The organism is Pseudomonas sp. GD04019 (assembly GCF_029837695.1).
In the GTDB taxonomy this organism is placed as follows: Bacteria; Pseudomonadota; Gammaproteobacteria; order Pseudomonadales; family Pseudomonadaceae; genus Aquipseudomonas.
This window is the reverse complement of record NZ_JAOEEA010000005.1, coordinates 307,362-322,280: the sequence shown is the minus strand read 5'-3', so window position 1 is coordinate 322,280 and position 14,919 is coordinate 307,362. Positions and strand designations below refer to the sequence as shown.

General features: G+C 67.8%; 11 protein-coding genes. 4 read left to right on the top strand and 7 right to left on the bottom strand.

All coding sequences use genetic code 11. The features are described 5' to 3' along the window. Positions 1 to 202: 202 nt before the first annotated feature. The 4 genes from N7607_RS10820 (at position 203) to N7607_RS10805 (ending at position 5,262) form a co-directional block, all read left to right on the top strand. On the top strand, positions 203 to 679 hold the full coding sequence (locus N7607_RS10820; protein ID WP_279866820.1) for a 2,4'-dihydroxyacetophenone dioxygenase family protein: 477 nt from the start codon (positions 203 to 205) through the stop codon (positions 677 to 679). Positions 680 to 754: 75 nt separating this feature from the next. Next, positions 755 to 3,115 carry an arylsulfatase gene (locus N7607_RS10815; RefSeq protein WP_279866821.1) on the top strand — a complete coding sequence of 787 codons (2,361 nt, stop codon included), beginning with the start codon at positions 755 to 757 and terminating at the stop codon, positions 3,113 to 3,115. A 40-nt stretch (positions 3,116 to 3,155) separates the two neighbouring features. Next, positions 3,156 to 3,989 (top strand): SDR family NAD(P)-dependent oxidoreductase, encoded by an 834-nt coding sequence (locus N7607_RS10810; RefSeq protein WP_279866822.1) that lies wholly within the window; start codon positions 3,156 to 3,158, stop codon positions 3,987 to 3,989. A 16-nt stretch (positions 3,990 to 4,005) separates the two neighbouring features. Then, complete coding sequence (locus N7607_RS10805) at positions 4,006 to 5,262, top strand: anaerobic sulfatase maturase (protein ID WP_279866823.1); 1,257 nt, start codon at positions 4,006 to 4,008, stop codon at positions 5,260 to 5,262. Positions 5,263 to 5,268: 6 nt separating this feature from the next. Here N7607_RS10805 and N7607_RS10800 read toward each other — a convergent pair whose 3' ends face one another. From N7607_RS10800 to N7607_RS10770, 7 genes are all read right to left on the bottom strand, one after another. Next, positions 5,269 to 6,012: a hypothetical protein gene (locus N7607_RS10800; RefSeq protein WP_279866824.1), complete on the bottom strand. Its 744-nt coding sequence runs from the start codon at positions 6,010 to 6,012 to the stop codon at positions 5,269 to 5,271. A gap of 75 nt (positions 6,013 to 6,087) precedes the next feature. Beyond that, positions 6,088 to 6,873, bottom strand: coding sequence for a hypothetical protein (locus N7607_RS10795; protein ID WP_279866825.1), 786 nt, complete (start codon positions 6,871 to 6,873; stop codon positions 6,088 to 6,090). A gap of 14 nt (positions 6,874 to 6,887) precedes the next feature. Beyond that, a complete protein-coding gene (locus tag N7607_RS10790) occupies positions 6,888 to 9,290 on the bottom strand; it encodes an MMPL family transporter (protein WP_279866826.1) in 2,403 nt (800 codons plus the stop codon). Between the two features lie 15 nt (positions 9,291 to 9,305). Beyond that, positions 9,306 to 10,382, bottom strand: a complete 1,077-nt coding sequence (locus N7607_RS10785; protein WP_279866828.1) for a YCF48-related protein — start codon at positions 10,380 to 10,382, stop codon at positions 9,306 to 9,308. Between the two features lie 57 nt (positions 10,383 to 10,439). Continuing rightward, positions 10,440 to 11,804: a DUF1329 domain-containing protein gene (locus N7607_RS10780; RefSeq protein WP_279866830.1), complete on the bottom strand. Its 1,365-nt coding sequence runs from the start codon at positions 11,802 to 11,804 to the stop codon at positions 10,440 to 10,442. 22 nt (positions 11,805 to 11,826) lie between these two features. Next, positions 11,827 to 13,629 carry a DUF1302 domain-containing protein gene (locus N7607_RS10775; protein WP_279866832.1) on the bottom strand — a complete coding sequence of 601 codons (1,803 nt, stop codon included), beginning with the start codon at positions 13,627 to 13,629 and terminating at the stop codon, positions 11,827 to 11,829. Positions 13,630 to 13,669: 40 nt separating this feature from the next. After that, the gene (locus N7607_RS10770) at positions 13,670 to 14,818 is read right to left on the bottom strand and encodes an acetyl-CoA acetyltransferase (protein ID WP_279866834.1); all 1,149 of its coding nucleotides are present in this window, start codon (positions 14,816 to 14,818) and stop codon (positions 13,670 to 13,672) included. Positions 14,819 to 14,919 lie beyond the last annotated feature (101 nt).

Sequence of the window (14,919 nt, the reverse complement as noted above, 5' to 3'; positions counted from 1 at the left end):
CCGAGCGCAAGCAACCATTCACCCATGCCTGCTCCGACAGACAGCCACCGTCGTTGTGGGTGCTTGAACAACTTCCCCCCAAACCGCCCCTGGCCCCGCGCCCTGAAACCACCCGACAAGAGGGGGGTAAGGCGCCCCACTCCTGCGCAGAATCCTCGCCAGCATTCCAATTCACGCCATGCCTGAGCCGAGGAGCATTGCCATGCTGTACGAATCGATCGACACCGCCGCCATCAACGACGAAGACCTGCCCTGGGTGCCGTTTGCCCCCTATAGCAACGAGGTCTTCGTCAAATACATCAAGTGCGACCCGGTGCGCGGAGAGACCATCACCCTGCTCAAGTCGCCCGCCGGCGTCACCATGCCCAAGCACCATCATTCCGGCACGGTAATCGTCTACACCATCAAGGGCGCCTGGAAGTACCTCGAGCACGACTGGATCTCCAAGCAAGGCGGCGTGGTCTTCGAGACCGCCGGCACCAGCCACACCCCCATGGCTCTGGCCGAGTACGGCGACGAGATCATCACCCTGAACATCGTCCAGGGCGACCTGCTGTATTTCGACGAGAACGACAACCTGTTCGCCATCGAGAACTGGAAGTCGGGCGTCGAGCGCTACCTGGCCTACTGCAAGGCCAACGGCATAGAAGCCAAGGACATCACCAGCTTCTCGGTCTGACCCGACCCGACCAGCAGCCCGCAGCGCTCAACGGCCTGCGGGCTTTTGCCATAGAACATCAAGACGGATGCCCAGATGACCAAGAAGCCCTGTGCCGGAGAAATCGCCCTGGCAATCGGCACGCTGCTCGGCGCCCCTGCCGCCATGGCGCAGGACAGCCTGCCCTTCCCGCCGACGCCTTCGGCGAGTGACGCCGGCCCCACCCTGAAGGAGTCGCGCCACGCCAAGCGCCAGGCGCAGTCGCACCTGCCGGCGGATGCGCCGAACATCCTGGTGATCATGCTCGACGACGCCGGCTTCGCCCAGGCCGATACGGTGGGCGGCGGCATCCATACGCCGACCCTCAGCCGCGTCGCCGACAGCGGCATCCGCTACAACGCCTTCCACACCACTGCCATCAGCTCGGCAACCCGCGCCGCGCTGCTCACCGGACGCAACCACCACCGGGTGGGCAACGGCGTGATCGCAGAGCTGGCCACCGACTGGGACGGCTACACCGGGGAAATTCCCAAGAGTTCGGCCACCATGGCCGAAGTGCTCAAGCAATACGGCTACAGCACCGCAGCCTTCGGCAAGTGGCACAACACGCCGACCCACGACACCACGGCCGTCGGCCCCTTCGACACCTGGCCCAGTGGCTACGGCTTCGAATATTTCTACGGCTTCCTGGCCGGCGAGACCTCGCAATACGAGCCGCGCCTGTACCGCAACACCACGCCGATCGAGCCGCCACACGAGCCGGGCTACCACCTCAGCGAGGACCTCGCCGAGCAGGCCGTGGACTGGCTGCAGGAACAGCAGACCTACGCCCCCAGCAAGCCCTTCTTCCTCTACTGGACGCCGGGCGCCGTGCACGGCCCGCACCAGGTCAACGCGACCTGGGCGGACAAGTACAAGGGCAAGTTCGATGGCGGCTGGGACAGCTACCGGGAAGAGACCTTCAAGCGCCAGAAGGCCCTCGGCTTCATTCCCCAGAACGCCAAGCTGACGCCGCGTCCGGCGGAGCTGCCGGCCTGGGACAGCCTCAGTGCCGAGCAGAAGCGCTACCAGGCGCGCCTGATGGAGGTCTACGCCGGCTTCATGGAGCATGCCGACACCCAGGCCGGCAAGCTGCTCGACGAGCTGGAGCGCCAGGGCGAGCGCGACAACACCCTGGTGTTCTATGTGTTCGGCGACAACGGCGCCTCCGCCGAAGGCATGGAGGGCACCATCAACGAGCTGCTCGCGCAGAACGGCATCCCCTTCCCCAAGGAACAGCAGCTCAAGGTGCTCGACGGCATGTACGGCGGCCTGTCGGCGCTGGGCGGCGCCAAGCTGGAGAACATGTACAACGCCAGCTGGGCCTGGGCCGGCTCCGGTCCCTTCCCCGGCACCAAGCTGGTCGCCGGCTACTTCGGTGGCACCCGCACACCGCTGGCGGTGTCCTGGCCAAAGCGCATCGCGGCGGACGAACAGGTCCGCCAGCAGTTCCACCACGTCAACGACATCGCCCCGACCGTCTACGACATCCTCGATATCGCGCCGCCGAAGTCGGTCAATGGCGTGGTTCAGGACCCGCTGGACGGCGTCAGCATGGGCTACACCTTCGCCGATGCCGCCGCCGAGCCACGCAAGCCGGCGCAGTACTTCGAAGTGCTCGGCAGCCGCGGCATCTACAAGGACGGCTGGATGGCCTCGGTGTTCGGCCCGCGCAAACCCTGGGTGCAGGGCTTTGCCCAGTTCATGGGCTGGAACCCGCAGAACGACCGCTGGGCGTTGTATGACCTGAGCAGCGACTACTCGCAGGCCACCGACGTGGCGGACAAGTACCCGGAGAAGCTCGCCGAGCTCAAGGCGGAGTTCGATGCCCAGGCCAAGGCCAATCACGTCTACCCGATCGGCGCGGGGCTGTACCCCTTCCTCGATCCTTCGGTGCTGGCCGGCAACGGGCCCCAGGAATGGCACTTCAGCGCGCAGGTCAAGCGCCTGCCGGAGTTCGCCGCGCCCAACCTGCGCAACCGCAGCAGCCTGGTGAGCGCCGAGGTCGAGCTACCGGACAACGCCAGCGGCGTGATCTACGCGCTGGGCGGCATAGGCGGCGGGGTGACGCTGTATCTCGACAAGGGCCACGTGGTCTACGAGTACAACGCGATGGCCGTGGCGCGCATCAAGCTGCGCGCCGAGCGCCCCCTGGCCGCCGGGCCGGTGCGCATCGAGGTGCGCACCCAGGCCACCGCTGCCAAGCCCGGCGCCCCGGTGCAACTGAGCCTGCTGGTGAATGGCGAGGAAGTGGCCAGCGGCACGACGCCCTTCTCTCCGCCGCTGACCTTCACCGCCAGCGAGACCTTCGACGTGGCGCAGGACCTCGGCTCGCCGGTGGCGCTGGACTACTTCGAGCGCGCGCCGTTCGCCTTCGACGGCAGCGTGCGCGACCTGCACATCCGCTATCTGCCCTGACCACAGCGGGCCGCGTCATGCGCGGCCCACGGAGAACACCATGGCCATCGCCGACCTGAACAACAAGAAAGTCCTGATCACCGGAGCGGCCTCCGGCATCGGCCGCGCCACCGCGCTGGCCTTCGCCCGGCGCGGCGCCGTCCTGCTGCTGTGCGACATCGACAGCAGCGGCCTGGCTGCACTGAGCCAGCAGATAGTCGACGCCGGCGGCCAATGCTTCAGCTATGAAATCGACGTCACCGACGCCACCGCCATGGCCGAACTGGCCGCCGGCATCCACGTCGCCCAGGGCGCGCTGGATGTGCTGATCAACAATGCCGGCGTCGGCTACCTGGGGCGCTTCCTCGACAGCGACCTGGACCATTGGCCACGGGTGCTGGACATCAACCTGATGGGCGTGGTGCACGGCTGCTACTGCTTCCTGCCACGCATGATCGAGGCCGGCGGACCGCGCCAGGTGATCAACGTGGCCTCGGCTGCCGCCCTGTTCCCATCCCCCAGCATGGCCGCCTACGCCGCCTCCAAGCACGCGGTCTACGGCCTGAGCGAAGTGCTGAAGATGGAGCTGAGCGACACCCAGGTACGGGTCACCACCGTGTGCCCGGGGGTGATCAACACGCCGATAGTCGCCAACCGCAGGAACATGGCCGCCTCCGTCAAGACGGAGCAGATCAGCCGCCTGCAGCAGTATTACCAGCGCAAGGGCTGCGACCCGGAGCTGGTGGCCGAGAGCATGGTGCAGGCGGTGCAGCAGGGCCGTGACCTGGTCCTGGTCGGCCCCTTCGCCCGGTTGATCTTCCAGCTCAGGCGCCTCTCGGTCGGCCTGCTGCGACGCATCGTGCTCAAGGATGCGCGCAAGATCGGCTACCTCTGAGACCGCAGGCCACGCCATGAGCGACCTGCAGCAGGGCATGCACCTGATGGCCAAGCCCGTCGGGCCGATCTGCAATCTCGATTGCGACTACTGCTTCTATCTGGAGAAGGAGCAGTTGCACCCGCCGAGCAACCGCTTCCGCATGGCCGACGAGGTGCTGCGCGCCTATGTGCAGCGCTATATCGCCGCGCAGCGCAGCCCGGAAGTCGAGTTCACCTGGCAAGGTGGCGAGCCCACCCTGCTGGGCCTGGAGTTCTTCCAGCGCGCCCGGGCCTACCAGCGCGAGTTCGCCAACGGCAAGACCATCCGCAACACCCTGCAGACCAACGGCACCCTGCTCGACGAGGACTGGTGCGCCTTCCTGGCCCGCGAGGGTTTCACGGTCGGCATCAGCCTCGACGGACCACGCGAGCTGCATGACCTGCACCGGCCGGACAAGCGCGGCCGCTCCAGCTTCAACGACGTGATGCGCGGCCTGGCGCTGCTGCAAAAGCACGCGGTGCCGTACAACGTGCTGGTCACCGTGACGCGCGATACCACCCAGCAACCGCTGGCGGTGTACCGCTTTCTCAAGGAGTCCGGCGTTCGCCATATCCAGTTCAACCCGGTGGTCGAACGCGCCCCGACGACGCCCGATGCGGCGCGCGGCCAGCAGTTCGCCACCCCGCCCGAGCTGCGCCTGCACGACCTGCACAAAGCCGACGCGCTGGTGACGGCGCAGAGCGTGGCGCCGGAGGCCTACGGCGAATTTCTCACCGCCATCTTCGATGAATGGGTGCGCCACGATGTCGGCACCATCCACGTGATGAACTTCGAGTGGGCCCTGGCTGCCTGGTGCCAGCTGCCGCCCAGCGTCTGCCTGTTCGCCCCGCGCTGCGGCAAGGCGGCGATCGTCGAGCACGACGGCAGCCTGTATTCCTGCGACCACTACATGTACCCCGAGTACCGCCTCGGCAACATCCGCGAACAGGACCCGGCCGAGCTACTAGCCTCCCCCGCCCAGCAGGCCTTCGGTGCGGCCAAGGAAGAGGCGCTGCCCGACTACTGCCGCCACTGCGACTACCTGTTCGCCTGCCACGGCGAGTGCCCGAAGAACCGCTTCAGCGAAACGCCGGACGGCAAACCCGGGCTCAACTACCTGTGCGCGGGCTACAAGCACTACTTCCGCCATGTCACGCCCTACCTCAACGCCATGGCCCAGCTGATCGCCCATGGCCAGCCGGCCGAGCTGATCATGCAGGCCTTCAACGGCCCGCTGCTGATCAAGCTGTAGATCTCGCTACTGGCCGACCTGGCCGATCTGGACGGCCAGCTCGTCGAGGTCGACGATGCCCCGGGCCAGGTAGAACTCCACGCCTCCCGAAGACTCCCGCGGCGCGTTCGCCAGGATCTGCGAGCGCACGAAGCGATAACCCTTGCGCACCCTGCCGAGCGTCTCGGCCTGCGCCGCATCCGCCTCCTGCAACTGGCGCAGGCCCTGCTGCAGATCCTGGTCCAGGGCCTGCCGTTCGGCCTGGGCCAGGCCCTGGTACTCGCCGTCGACGAAGGGATAGCTGCGCGCCTGATAGTCCAGCAGCAGGCGCGCCATACCCAGGCTGTGCTGGCGCAGCTGTGCAGGGGTGGCCGCGGCGCCGCCCGCCGCCAGCTGTTGATCGGCCCAGACATCCATCTCGCGCTGCACGCGCAACAGCCGCAGCAGCAGTGGCGGATACTGCTGCGCCTGCTGGCGGGGCAGACGTTCGAGATCCTTGAACAGGCGCTGCATGTCGCGCAGCTGTGTGAGCACGGGTTCGGGCTGGCCGAGCTGCACCACGCGGGTCGCCAGCAGGTTCAGGCTGTCGTAGCTGGACGCCAGGGCGCGGGAATCCTGCGCCTCCAGGGCCGGGTTGAAGTAGAGCAGCGCGCTGGAACACAGCAGCGAACTGCGCGTGCGCAGCTCGTGCAGGTGCTGCTGCACCTGCTCGTCCGCAACGGCGTTCATCGCGTACAGCCATCCCAGCAACAACAGTGCACCCAGCCGCATATCCGTTCCCTCGCATGACGTGATGGGGCATGAAACCGGCTATCGGCGCCGCGCACCTCCCCCGGCTCGGGGGGGCTAGTCGCCCACCTCGCCCGGATAGATGCGCAATGCCAGCTGCGGCCACTCGGCCGAGGCGCGGATACGCCCGATCTCCTGCCAGACGCGCTCCAGCCGCACCTTCTCGCGGGCATACAAGGCCTTGTTGAAAGCCAGGTAGGTGCTGCTGCGCAGGAACGGCTGAGGCAGGCGCTGCAAGCCGGAGAACTCGGCGGTCTGCAGCAATTCGCCCGTGCGCGGCTCCAGGCCCAGGGCCATCTCCGCGCGCCCCACCAGCAGCATGCGTAGCAGCTGTTCCGGGGTATGGGCACTGTCGAGGCCGGGCTGGCCCAGCTCGGCCAGGCGCGCGGTGAAGGCCGAGATGCCGGCCTCGTGGATCACCGGCGAGTGCAGGCCGATGAAGCGCGTGCCGTCCCAGTCGGCACGGCTGTCAGGGCGCTTGATCACCACCGCGACCACTTCGCCCACGGCCCTGGCCGGGTTGGCCAGGCCACGGCGCAGCGGCATCGCCAGCCGGACCCTGTTGGCCGGGGTATCGGCGACCGTGGCCACGCCCTCGACCTCCCCCGCGGTAACCGCCTTCAGGCAGCGCCGCCAGGGCAGCACGACGAACTCGACGCGCCAGCCCAGCTGGCCCGCCGCACGCCGGATCAGGTACTGGGCCTGGCCGTCGCGGTGCGGAAAGGTCAGCGGCGGATAGGCATGGTCGCTGATGCAGATGCGCAGGCGGTCCGGCGGCGCCGGCGTCTCGGCCCAGGCGGCCAGGCTGCACATCAACCCACCCCAGAGCAGCCACCGGCGCATGGCACCACCCTCCCCTAGGGAGCCTTCCGCAACAGGAAGTGCGACAGCGCGGGAATCAGCACCAGCGCCCCGATCATGTTCCAGATGAACATGAAGGTCAGCAGGATGCCCATGTCGGCCTGGAACTTGATCGGCGACCAGGCCCAGGTGACCACGCCCGCCGCCAGGGTGACGCCGACCAGGGCGACCACCTTGCCGGTGAAGGCCACCGCATTGCGATAGGCCATCGCCAGCGGCACGCCGGCACGCTGCTGGGCCAGCTGCACGCTGAGCAGGTACAGGGCGTAGTCGACGCCGATGCCGACACCGAGGGCGATCACCGGCAGCGTGGCCACCTTCACGCCCATGCCCAGCCAGACCATCAGCGCCTCGCAGAGGATCGAGGTGAGCATCAGCGGCAGCACCGCCACCAGCACCGCGCGCCAGCTGCGGAAGGTCACGAAGCAGAGCAGGATCACCGCGGCGTAGACGTACAGCAGCATGATGCGGTTGGCCTCGCGCACCACGATGTTGGTGGCGGCCTCGATGCCGGCGCTGCCGGCCACCAGCAGGAACTGGCGCTGCTCGGTGCTGTGCTCGCGCACGAACTGCTCGGCCACCTTGACCATGTGATCGAGGGTCTCGGCCTTGTGGTCGCTCAGGTAGGCCACCACCGGCATCATCGAGCAGTCGGTGTTGAACAGTTCCGGGTTGTTCACCGAGGCCTGCTGGGCGCCGTAGTTGAGCACGTCCTGGTTGCGCGCGATGGTCAGCCACTTGGGGTTGCCCTCGTAGGAGCCGGCCGTGACCTGGCGCACCGCGTTGACCAGCGACACGGTGGTCTGCACCCCGGTCTGTTGTTGCAGCAGCCAGCCCAGGCGATCGGCCTCGATCAGGCTCTCGTATTTCAGGCAGCCCTCTTTCGGCGTCTTCAGCATCACCGCAAACAGGTCGCTGGACAGCGAGTAATTGGCGGTGATGTAGGCGTTGTCCAGGTTGTAGCGCGAGTCGGCGCGCAGCTCCGGGGCGCCGGGGTCGAGGTCGCCGATCTTCAGCTGCAGGGCGACGACGAAGCCGGCCACCGCCAGCACGGTCGCCACCAGCAGGGTGACGGTTGCCCAGCGGCGCTCGGTGAAACGGTCGAGCCCGCTCCACAGTGCGCCCAGGCCACGGCCGCGGCCTTCTTCCTGCTCATGCCGCAGGCTGCGCGCGGCGGCGCTCTGGCTGACGCCCAGGTAAGACAGCAACACCGGCAGCAGCACCAGGTTGGTGAAGATCAGTACCGCCACGCCGACGCTGGCGGTCACCGCCAGGTCCTGGATCACCGGGATGTCGATCAGCATCAGCACGGCGAAGCCCACGGCGTCGGCCAGCAGCGCGGTGAGGCCGGCGAGGAACAGGCGGCGGAAGGTGTAGCGCGCCGCCACCAGCTGGTGGGTGCCGCGCCCGACGTCCTGCATGATGCCGTTCATCTTCTGCGCGCCGTGGGACACGCCGATGGCGAACACCAGGAACGGCACCAGGATCGAGAACGGGTCCAGCGCATAGCCGAACGCCGCCACCAGCCCCAGTTGCCAGACCACGGCGATCAGCGAGCAGCACACCACCAGCGCGGTGCTGCGCACGCAGCGGGTGTAGGCGTAGATGATGGCCGTGGCGATGGCCGCCGCCGCGGCGAAATAGGCCATGACCTGCAGCAGGCCGTCGAGCAGGTCGCCGATCAGCTTGGCGAAGCCGATCACGCGGACCTTGAGCGTGCCGTCCGCTTGCCCTTCGTAGCGGGCCCGCAGCTTGTCCTCGAGCACCTTGGAGAAGGCGTGGTAATCGATGGCCTGGCCACTGACCGGGTCTTTCTCCAGCAGCGGCACGAAGATCATGCTGGAGCGGAAGTTGTTGCCGACCAGGCTGCCGACGATGCCGGAACGGGCGATGTTCATGCGCAGCTGTTCGACGCCTTCCGCCGAGCCGTCGTAGGAGTCGGGCATCACCGGGCCGCCCTGGAAGCCCTGCTCGGTCACCTCGGTCCAGCGCACCGCCGGAGTCCACAGCGACTTCATCCAGGCGCGGTCGACGCCGGGAGTGACGAACAGCTCGTCGTTGATCTCCTTGAGCGCCTGCAGGTAGGCGGGGTCGAAGATGTCGCCGGAGGTGTTCTCCACCACCACCCGCACCGAATTGCCCAGGCCGCGCAACGAGTCGCGGTTATCCAGGTAGTTCCTGATGAAGGGCTGGCTCTGCGGCAGCATCTTCTCGAAGCTGGCGGTCAGCGTCAGACGGGTCGCCGCCAGGTAGCCCAGAGCCAGGGTGATCAGCATGCAGGCCAGCACCACCAGCAGGCGGTTGTTGAAGATGATGCGTTCCAGCAGGCTGCCGGTGCGCGGATCGAAGCCCTGCAGCTCCCGCACCACCGGCATGCCGTCGTGCTCGTAATTACCCATTTGCGTATGTCTCCGTCATTCCACGAGCAGCCGGCGCACGCCGCGTGTACCGGCCAGCACCAGCGCGCCGTGCGTCGCAGCCTGGGCGGCGGCGACCGGGGCCATGGCGGGTTGCGGTTGCAGCTGGAAGCTGGCGCCGTTGTCGCTGCTGAGCAGCAGGTGGCCGGCCTGGCTGAGCAGCGCCAGGCGGCCGTCGGCGAAGCGGGTAGCGCTGGTGATGCTCACCGGCAGGCCGATCTCGACCTGGTTCCAGCTGGCGCCGCCGTCGACGCTGCGGAAGACGTTGCCGCGCAGGCCGTAGACCAGCGCCGCATCGGGTGTACCGAGGATGCCGAAGAAGCTGCCGGCATAGGACGTCGGGCTGGGCACGAAACGTCCGCTGGCGCGGTCGAGGCGCAGCAGCAGCCCCTGCTCACCGGCGATGAACAGCTCACCCGCGGCCGGACGGATGGCGTAGAGGTTGAGCGCGCTGGGGTTGTCCGTGCGCTCCATCCAGGGCGTCCAGCTGCGCCCGCCATCCTCGGTGCGGAAGATCAGGTTGAAGGCGCCGACGATATAGCCCTGCCGTTCGTTCTCGAACCACACATCGAGGAAGGGCTTGTCGGCGCCCTCCGCGGTCATGCGCTCGGCCTCGTGCAGCAGCGCGGCCAGGCTCTGATCGTCGGGGGCGGCACGCGCCAGCTCGCGGTAGTGGCTGAGCATGCTGGGGCCGACCTGACGGCCGTCGAACTGGCGCTGCCAGCTCGCGCCGCCATCGGCGCTGTGCAGCACCACGCCGTCGTGGCCGACCGCCCAGCCATGGCTGGCGGAGGGAAAGTGCACCGCCACCAGGTCGGAGCTGACCGGCACGCTGGCCTGCTGCCAGCGCTCGCCGCCGTCGTCGGAATAGAGGATGTGGCCGCGCTGGCCGACCGCCACCAGGCGCTCGCCGGCGCCGGCCAGCCCTACGAGCAGGCCGTGCTGGGCGAGGTGGCTGGACTGCGCGGGGCTGTCCAGCACGTCGACGAAGCCCTGCGCCACCACCGGCCGGCAGAACGGCGCGCTCAGCGCCGCCGCGAGGCCGGTCAGCAGGGCCCACTTGAGAATATTCATGAGTCGATCTCGTTGATGGCCACCGGGGCCGTCGGGCCCCGGTGGCGTGGCACGGCGTCAGCGGATGCCGGTGCCGGCCAGGGAGTCGGGCGACCACTGGGCCTTGGAGAGCGGCTTGATGTACTTCACGCCGCCGTGCGGACCGTAGATGCCGGTGATGTTGTAGCTGCCGGAAACGAAGTCGTAGAACATGTGGTTGTCCGAATTCGGCGCCTGGGCGTCGTAGCTGTAGGCCATGTGGGCGAAGGCACCGCGGTACAGCTGGCCGCGCGCATCGAACTCATCGGAAGCCAGGGCGATCCAGCTGTCCTCGTCGAGGTAGAAGGTGCGCTTGCTGTAGATGTGACGCTTGCCCGGCTTGAGCGTGGCCTCGACCACCCATACCCGGTGCAGCTCCCAGCGCATCAGGTCCGGGTTGACGTGGTTCGGCGTGGTGATGTCGGCCGCGTTCGGGTGGTAGTTGAGCTTGTAGGTGTTGTACGGCACGTACATTTCCTTCTTGCCCACCAGCTTGAAGTCGAAGCGGTCCATGGCACCGTTGAACACCCAGGCGTCGTCGTAGGTCGAGCTGCCGGCGGAACCGGGGTTCGGCGTGTCATAGGCGATGTCCGGGGCCATCTTCACCCGACGCTGCCCAGGCAGGTACTGCCAGGCGCGGCGCGGCTTCTCCAGCGGGTTCACCGCGTCGATCAGCAGGATCGCCTCGCCCGCGCGACGTGCCGGGCCCTGGTAGTACAGCTTGGACTTGAAGAACAGGTCGTCCGGCTTGGCCGGCACGTCGCTGCGCGCCGGGTCGAACAGCGGGTACTCCAGGTAGGCGTCGCCGGTGGTGGCCAGGGAGGCGTTGCCCGAGGCATCGACGTTCCACGAGTCGTACTTGGAGTTCAGCGCGTGTCCCTGGTAGCGCAGCAGGTGGTTCCACATGGCCTCGTTGCCATCGCCGGGGATCGGGAACGGCACGCCCGGCAGCACATTCTCCAGCGCCAGCCCCTCGCCGGTGGTGCGCGCCGCGGTGGCGTTCTTGCGGGTGTTGTCGAGCAGGCGCTGTGGCAGGGCGACGGTGCGGTGGCTGGGGTAGACGTCCATGCGGAAGGTCGGGAAGCGCTTGAACAGCTCGCGGGAGGACGCGGTGAGCTTGTCCGCCTGCTCGGCCGCGTTCTTCGCATCGATCACCAGGCGCGGCTTGTCGCCGGCGAAGGGGTCCACACGCATGGAACTACCGGCCTGGTAGCCGCTCGGCGGGGTGGTCAGACCACCGCTGTAGGCGGGGATGCTGCCATCGGCATTGCCGGCCTGTTCGGCACCCACGCCGGTGAGGCTCTGCCCCAACTGGGCGGCCTGCTCCGGCGAAACGGCGGCCTGGGCGGCTGCGACCACGGCGAGCGACAGCGCGCTGACCATCAGGGATTTGATAAGGGCCATTGCTGATCTCCTGGAGAATGGGTCAGAAGGTTGTCTTGAAGGTGAAGGTGACCATGCCGCGATCCTTGAGCTGCGCCGGGGTGCCGGCGAACGCGGTGGTCTGGCCCGGCGCGCAGTTGTACAGGCCGTTGGCACCCGGTGCGGCGCCGTCGGTGGTCGACTCGCAGGTGTCGAACGGGCCGAAGTTGTCCACGTACTTGAGGTCGAAGCGGTACTGGTTGCGCACGTCCATGCCGACGCCGACCGAGTAGCTGCCGGAGTCCTCGTTGCCGCCCAGCTGCACGGCCGAGTGGCCGCTGAGGCCGACGTTGTAGGTCATCGGCAGGTGGATATCGACGCCCGGGAAGACCTGGTACCAGGTCGGCGTGAAGTTCACCCCGAGCACGAAGTTGTCGCGGGTGACCTTGTCGACGCCGCGGTACCAGTCCTCGCCCTTGAACAGCTGCTCGTTGTCGGTCACGTCCAGCCAGCGGCTGTACGCCAGTTCCATCAGCAGCGAGGCGCCGTCCCATACCGGGGTGTCGGCGAAGGTGGTCAGGCCGTTGACCACCGCGTGCACGGTGTTGCCGCGGGCCACGCCGTCTTCGCCGTCGAAGCTGCTGACGAAGCCCGGCTTGCCCGCCGGGGCCAGCGGGTTGACGTTGGCCGGGACGCTGGCCAGCGGCATGTTCTCGCGGTAGTTCACATCCACGCCGACGCTGACGCCGCCGATGTTCTTCGACAGGCTGAGGCCGTACACGTCGATGTCGTCGACGTAGAACTGGTTGTACTCCCCCACCACGCCCGAGCGCAGCTGCGGCAGGCCGATCGCGCCCACCTGCAGGGCCAGGTTGGGCAGGATGTCGGAGGTGTTGCGGTAGTACAGGCCGAGGGTGCCGTCGAGCCATTCCGGGCTCCACTTGGCCATCAGGCCGTAGTCACCGCGCTTGTCCGGGGTGTAGGTGTGGCCCCCGGTCAGGCGCAGGAACTGCGGTGCACCCGGCAGCACGCCGAACATCGGGTTGCCCTGGGCGATCAGCGACAGGTCGTCGCTGCCGTGCTGGATGGCGTCGTTGAAGCCCAGGTAGGTACCGGACTCGGGCAGGCGCGAGGCATCCCAGTCGAGGAAGTACTGGGCGCCGAAGGACAGCTCCGGGTTCACCAGGAAGTTCATCGAGATCTGGTTGCGCGGAATGAACAGCTCCTTGGCCTCGGTACCCGGTACCGCCAGGGCCTTGGCGATGTCCAGGCCGGACTGGCCGTAGCTGTTGCCGTGGGCGAAGGCCAGGATGGTCTCGCCCCAGTACTGGGTATGGCTACCGACCTTGCCGCTGAGCAGCGACTCTTCGCCCAGCTCCACGCTGCCGAACACGAAGGCGTCCAACACTTCCGAGGAAGGACCGTTGAAATAGCGGTCGGCGTAGCTGCTCAGCCCGCGCGAATCGGCCACGCCGTCCTCGTACTGATTGGTCGAGGCATTGGCGCTGCCGACATCGTCGTAGGCATGGTCGTACCAGGAGTTGCCGCTGACGCGGAAGCCGAACTGGCGGCGATAGACCACGTCGAGTTCGTGCAGCACGTCGATGCGCTGGGACACCGCACTGCCGGCGGAGAAGTTGCGGTTGCCGTCGTTGTTGTTCCAGGAGTTGGCCAGCTTGGAGTTGGCGCTTTCCACGCGCTGGGCATAGTTGAGCTTGACCGTGTTGTCGAAGCGCACCTGGAGGTCTTCGATGCCGGTGTCGAGTTCGAAGGCATGGGCGGGCAAGCTGCCCAGGCCGACCAGCACGGCCGAGGCCAGAAGGCTCGGCCGCAGGTGGTGGCAGGTTTTATTGTTCTTGTTGTTCATCGTGATACTCGCTGTGTGGTTATGAATGCTGCGCTCGGCCTCAGACCCGCTGGAGAATCGTGACCGTGACCGAACGCCCGACGGCGGCGCTGTGCTGGAGGCCGACACGGGCCCCCGGCACCTGCCGCGCTCCCGCTTCGCCACGGAGCTGGCGCACCAGCTCCGCCAGTTGCGCCAGGGCGCTGGCCCCTGGCACCAGGCCGCATCCGAGCAGCCCTCCCGAGGGGCAGACGACTGGCTTCGTCTGCGTACGCAGAGCGAACTCGCCCATCTCCCCTTCCTCGCACAGGCCCAGCGCCGCGCTGAACACCAGGTAGTCGCCCACGCTCTGGTCGTGCAGCTCGACCACGTCGAGATCCTCGACCCCGACCCCGGCCTGGGCATAGGCCTGGGCGGCCGCGCGCCGCGTTGCCGCGCGCCCGAGGACGTCGAGCAGGTTGCCGGCCGCCAGTTCGGAGAGCGTCTCGCTGGCCCGGGCGCTGCCGAGCATGGCCACGCCACCGCGCGAGCCGTAGCGGCCGGCGAACGCCTCCGAACACAGCAGCACCGCGGCGGCGCCACAGGCCGGCGGGCACAGGTAGGGCGGCAGCCACTCGCCAGGCTCACAGGCATCGGCCAGGGCGCCGGGATTGAGGCGGGCCTGCGTGCGGGCCCGCTGCAGAACCCGCTCCACGCACTGCTCGGTGAGGCCCATGTGGGCCTGCAGCCAGCTCATCTGCGCGGCGTACAGGGCCGCCGGATGATCGCGCTGGGCGAGCATGCTCAGCGGGTCGCCGGGACGGATCAGCTCGCTCCCGTCATCGCCGGGGAAGTTGTCCAGGCCGAAGAACATGCTCTTGGAGGTACCCGCCTGCAGGTCCTCGAAGCCGAGCACCAGGATCGCCTCGGCCTCGCCGGCGAGGATGCTGTTGCGCGCCAGGTGCACCGCGGTGCTGGCCGACACGCCGCCGTCGCGCATGCAGAACAGCGGGATGCCGGACAGGCCGATCTGCATCAGCAGCTGTTCGCTGACGCCGACGGCGGTATTCACGCTGGACATGAACACCTGGTCGATCAGGTCGTAGTCGATGCGCGCGTCTTCGAGGGCCATCCGCACGGCCCGCCCCGCCAGCTCGGGCAGGGAGGCTCGCGCGGTCAGTGGGCTGAAGGGTGTCACCCCTACCCCTGCGATCAGCACTCGTTGCGGCATGTTTGCTCCCCAAGGTCGGCCCCGCCGGAAGATCGCGGCGGGCACTGAATCTGTAGGGAGAAGGTATGCGCGTGACGCAGGCATTCCCCCCCCAGCGTATG

Coding starts and splice junctions, on each gene's coding strand:
- N7607_RS10820 (WP_279866820.1), top strand. CDS start 203: ATGCTGTACGAATCGATCGACACCGCCGCCATCAACGACGAAGACCTG.
- N7607_RS10815 (WP_279866821.1), top strand. CDS start 755: ATGACCAAGAAGCCCTGTGCCGGAGAAATCGCCCTGGCAATCGGCACG.
- N7607_RS10810 (WP_279866822.1), top strand. CDS start 3,156: ATGGCCATCGCCGACCTGAACAACAAGAAAGTCCTGATCACCGGAGCG.
- N7607_RS10805 (WP_279866823.1), top strand. CDS start 4,006: ATGAGCGACCTGCAGCAGGGCATGCACCTGATGGCCAAGCCCGTCGGG.
- N7607_RS10800 (WP_279866824.1), bottom strand. CDS start 6,012: ATGCGGCTGGGTGCACTGTTGTTGCTGGGATGGCTGTACGCGATGAAC.
- N7607_RS10795 (WP_279866825.1), bottom strand. CDS start 6,873: ATGCGCCGGTGGCTGCTCTGGGGTGGGTTGATGTGCAGCCTGGCCGCC.
- N7607_RS10790 (WP_279866826.1), bottom strand. CDS start 9,290: ATGGGTAATTACGAGCACGACGGCATGCCGGTGGTGCGGGAGCTGCAG.
- N7607_RS10785 (WP_279866828.1), bottom strand. CDS start 10,382: ATGAATATTCTCAAGTGGGCCCTGCTGACCGGCCTCGCGGCGGCGCTG.
- N7607_RS10780 (WP_279866830.1), bottom strand. CDS start 11,804: ATGGCCCTTATCAAATCCCTGATGGTCAGCGCGCTGTCGCTCGCCGTG.
- N7607_RS10775 (WP_279866832.1), bottom strand. CDS start 13,629: ATGAACAACAAGAACAATAAAACCTGCCACCACCTGCGGCCGAGCCTT.
- N7607_RS10770 (WP_279866834.1), bottom strand. CDS start 14,818: ATGCCGCAACGAGTGCTGATCGCAGGGGTAGGGGTGACACCCTTCAGC.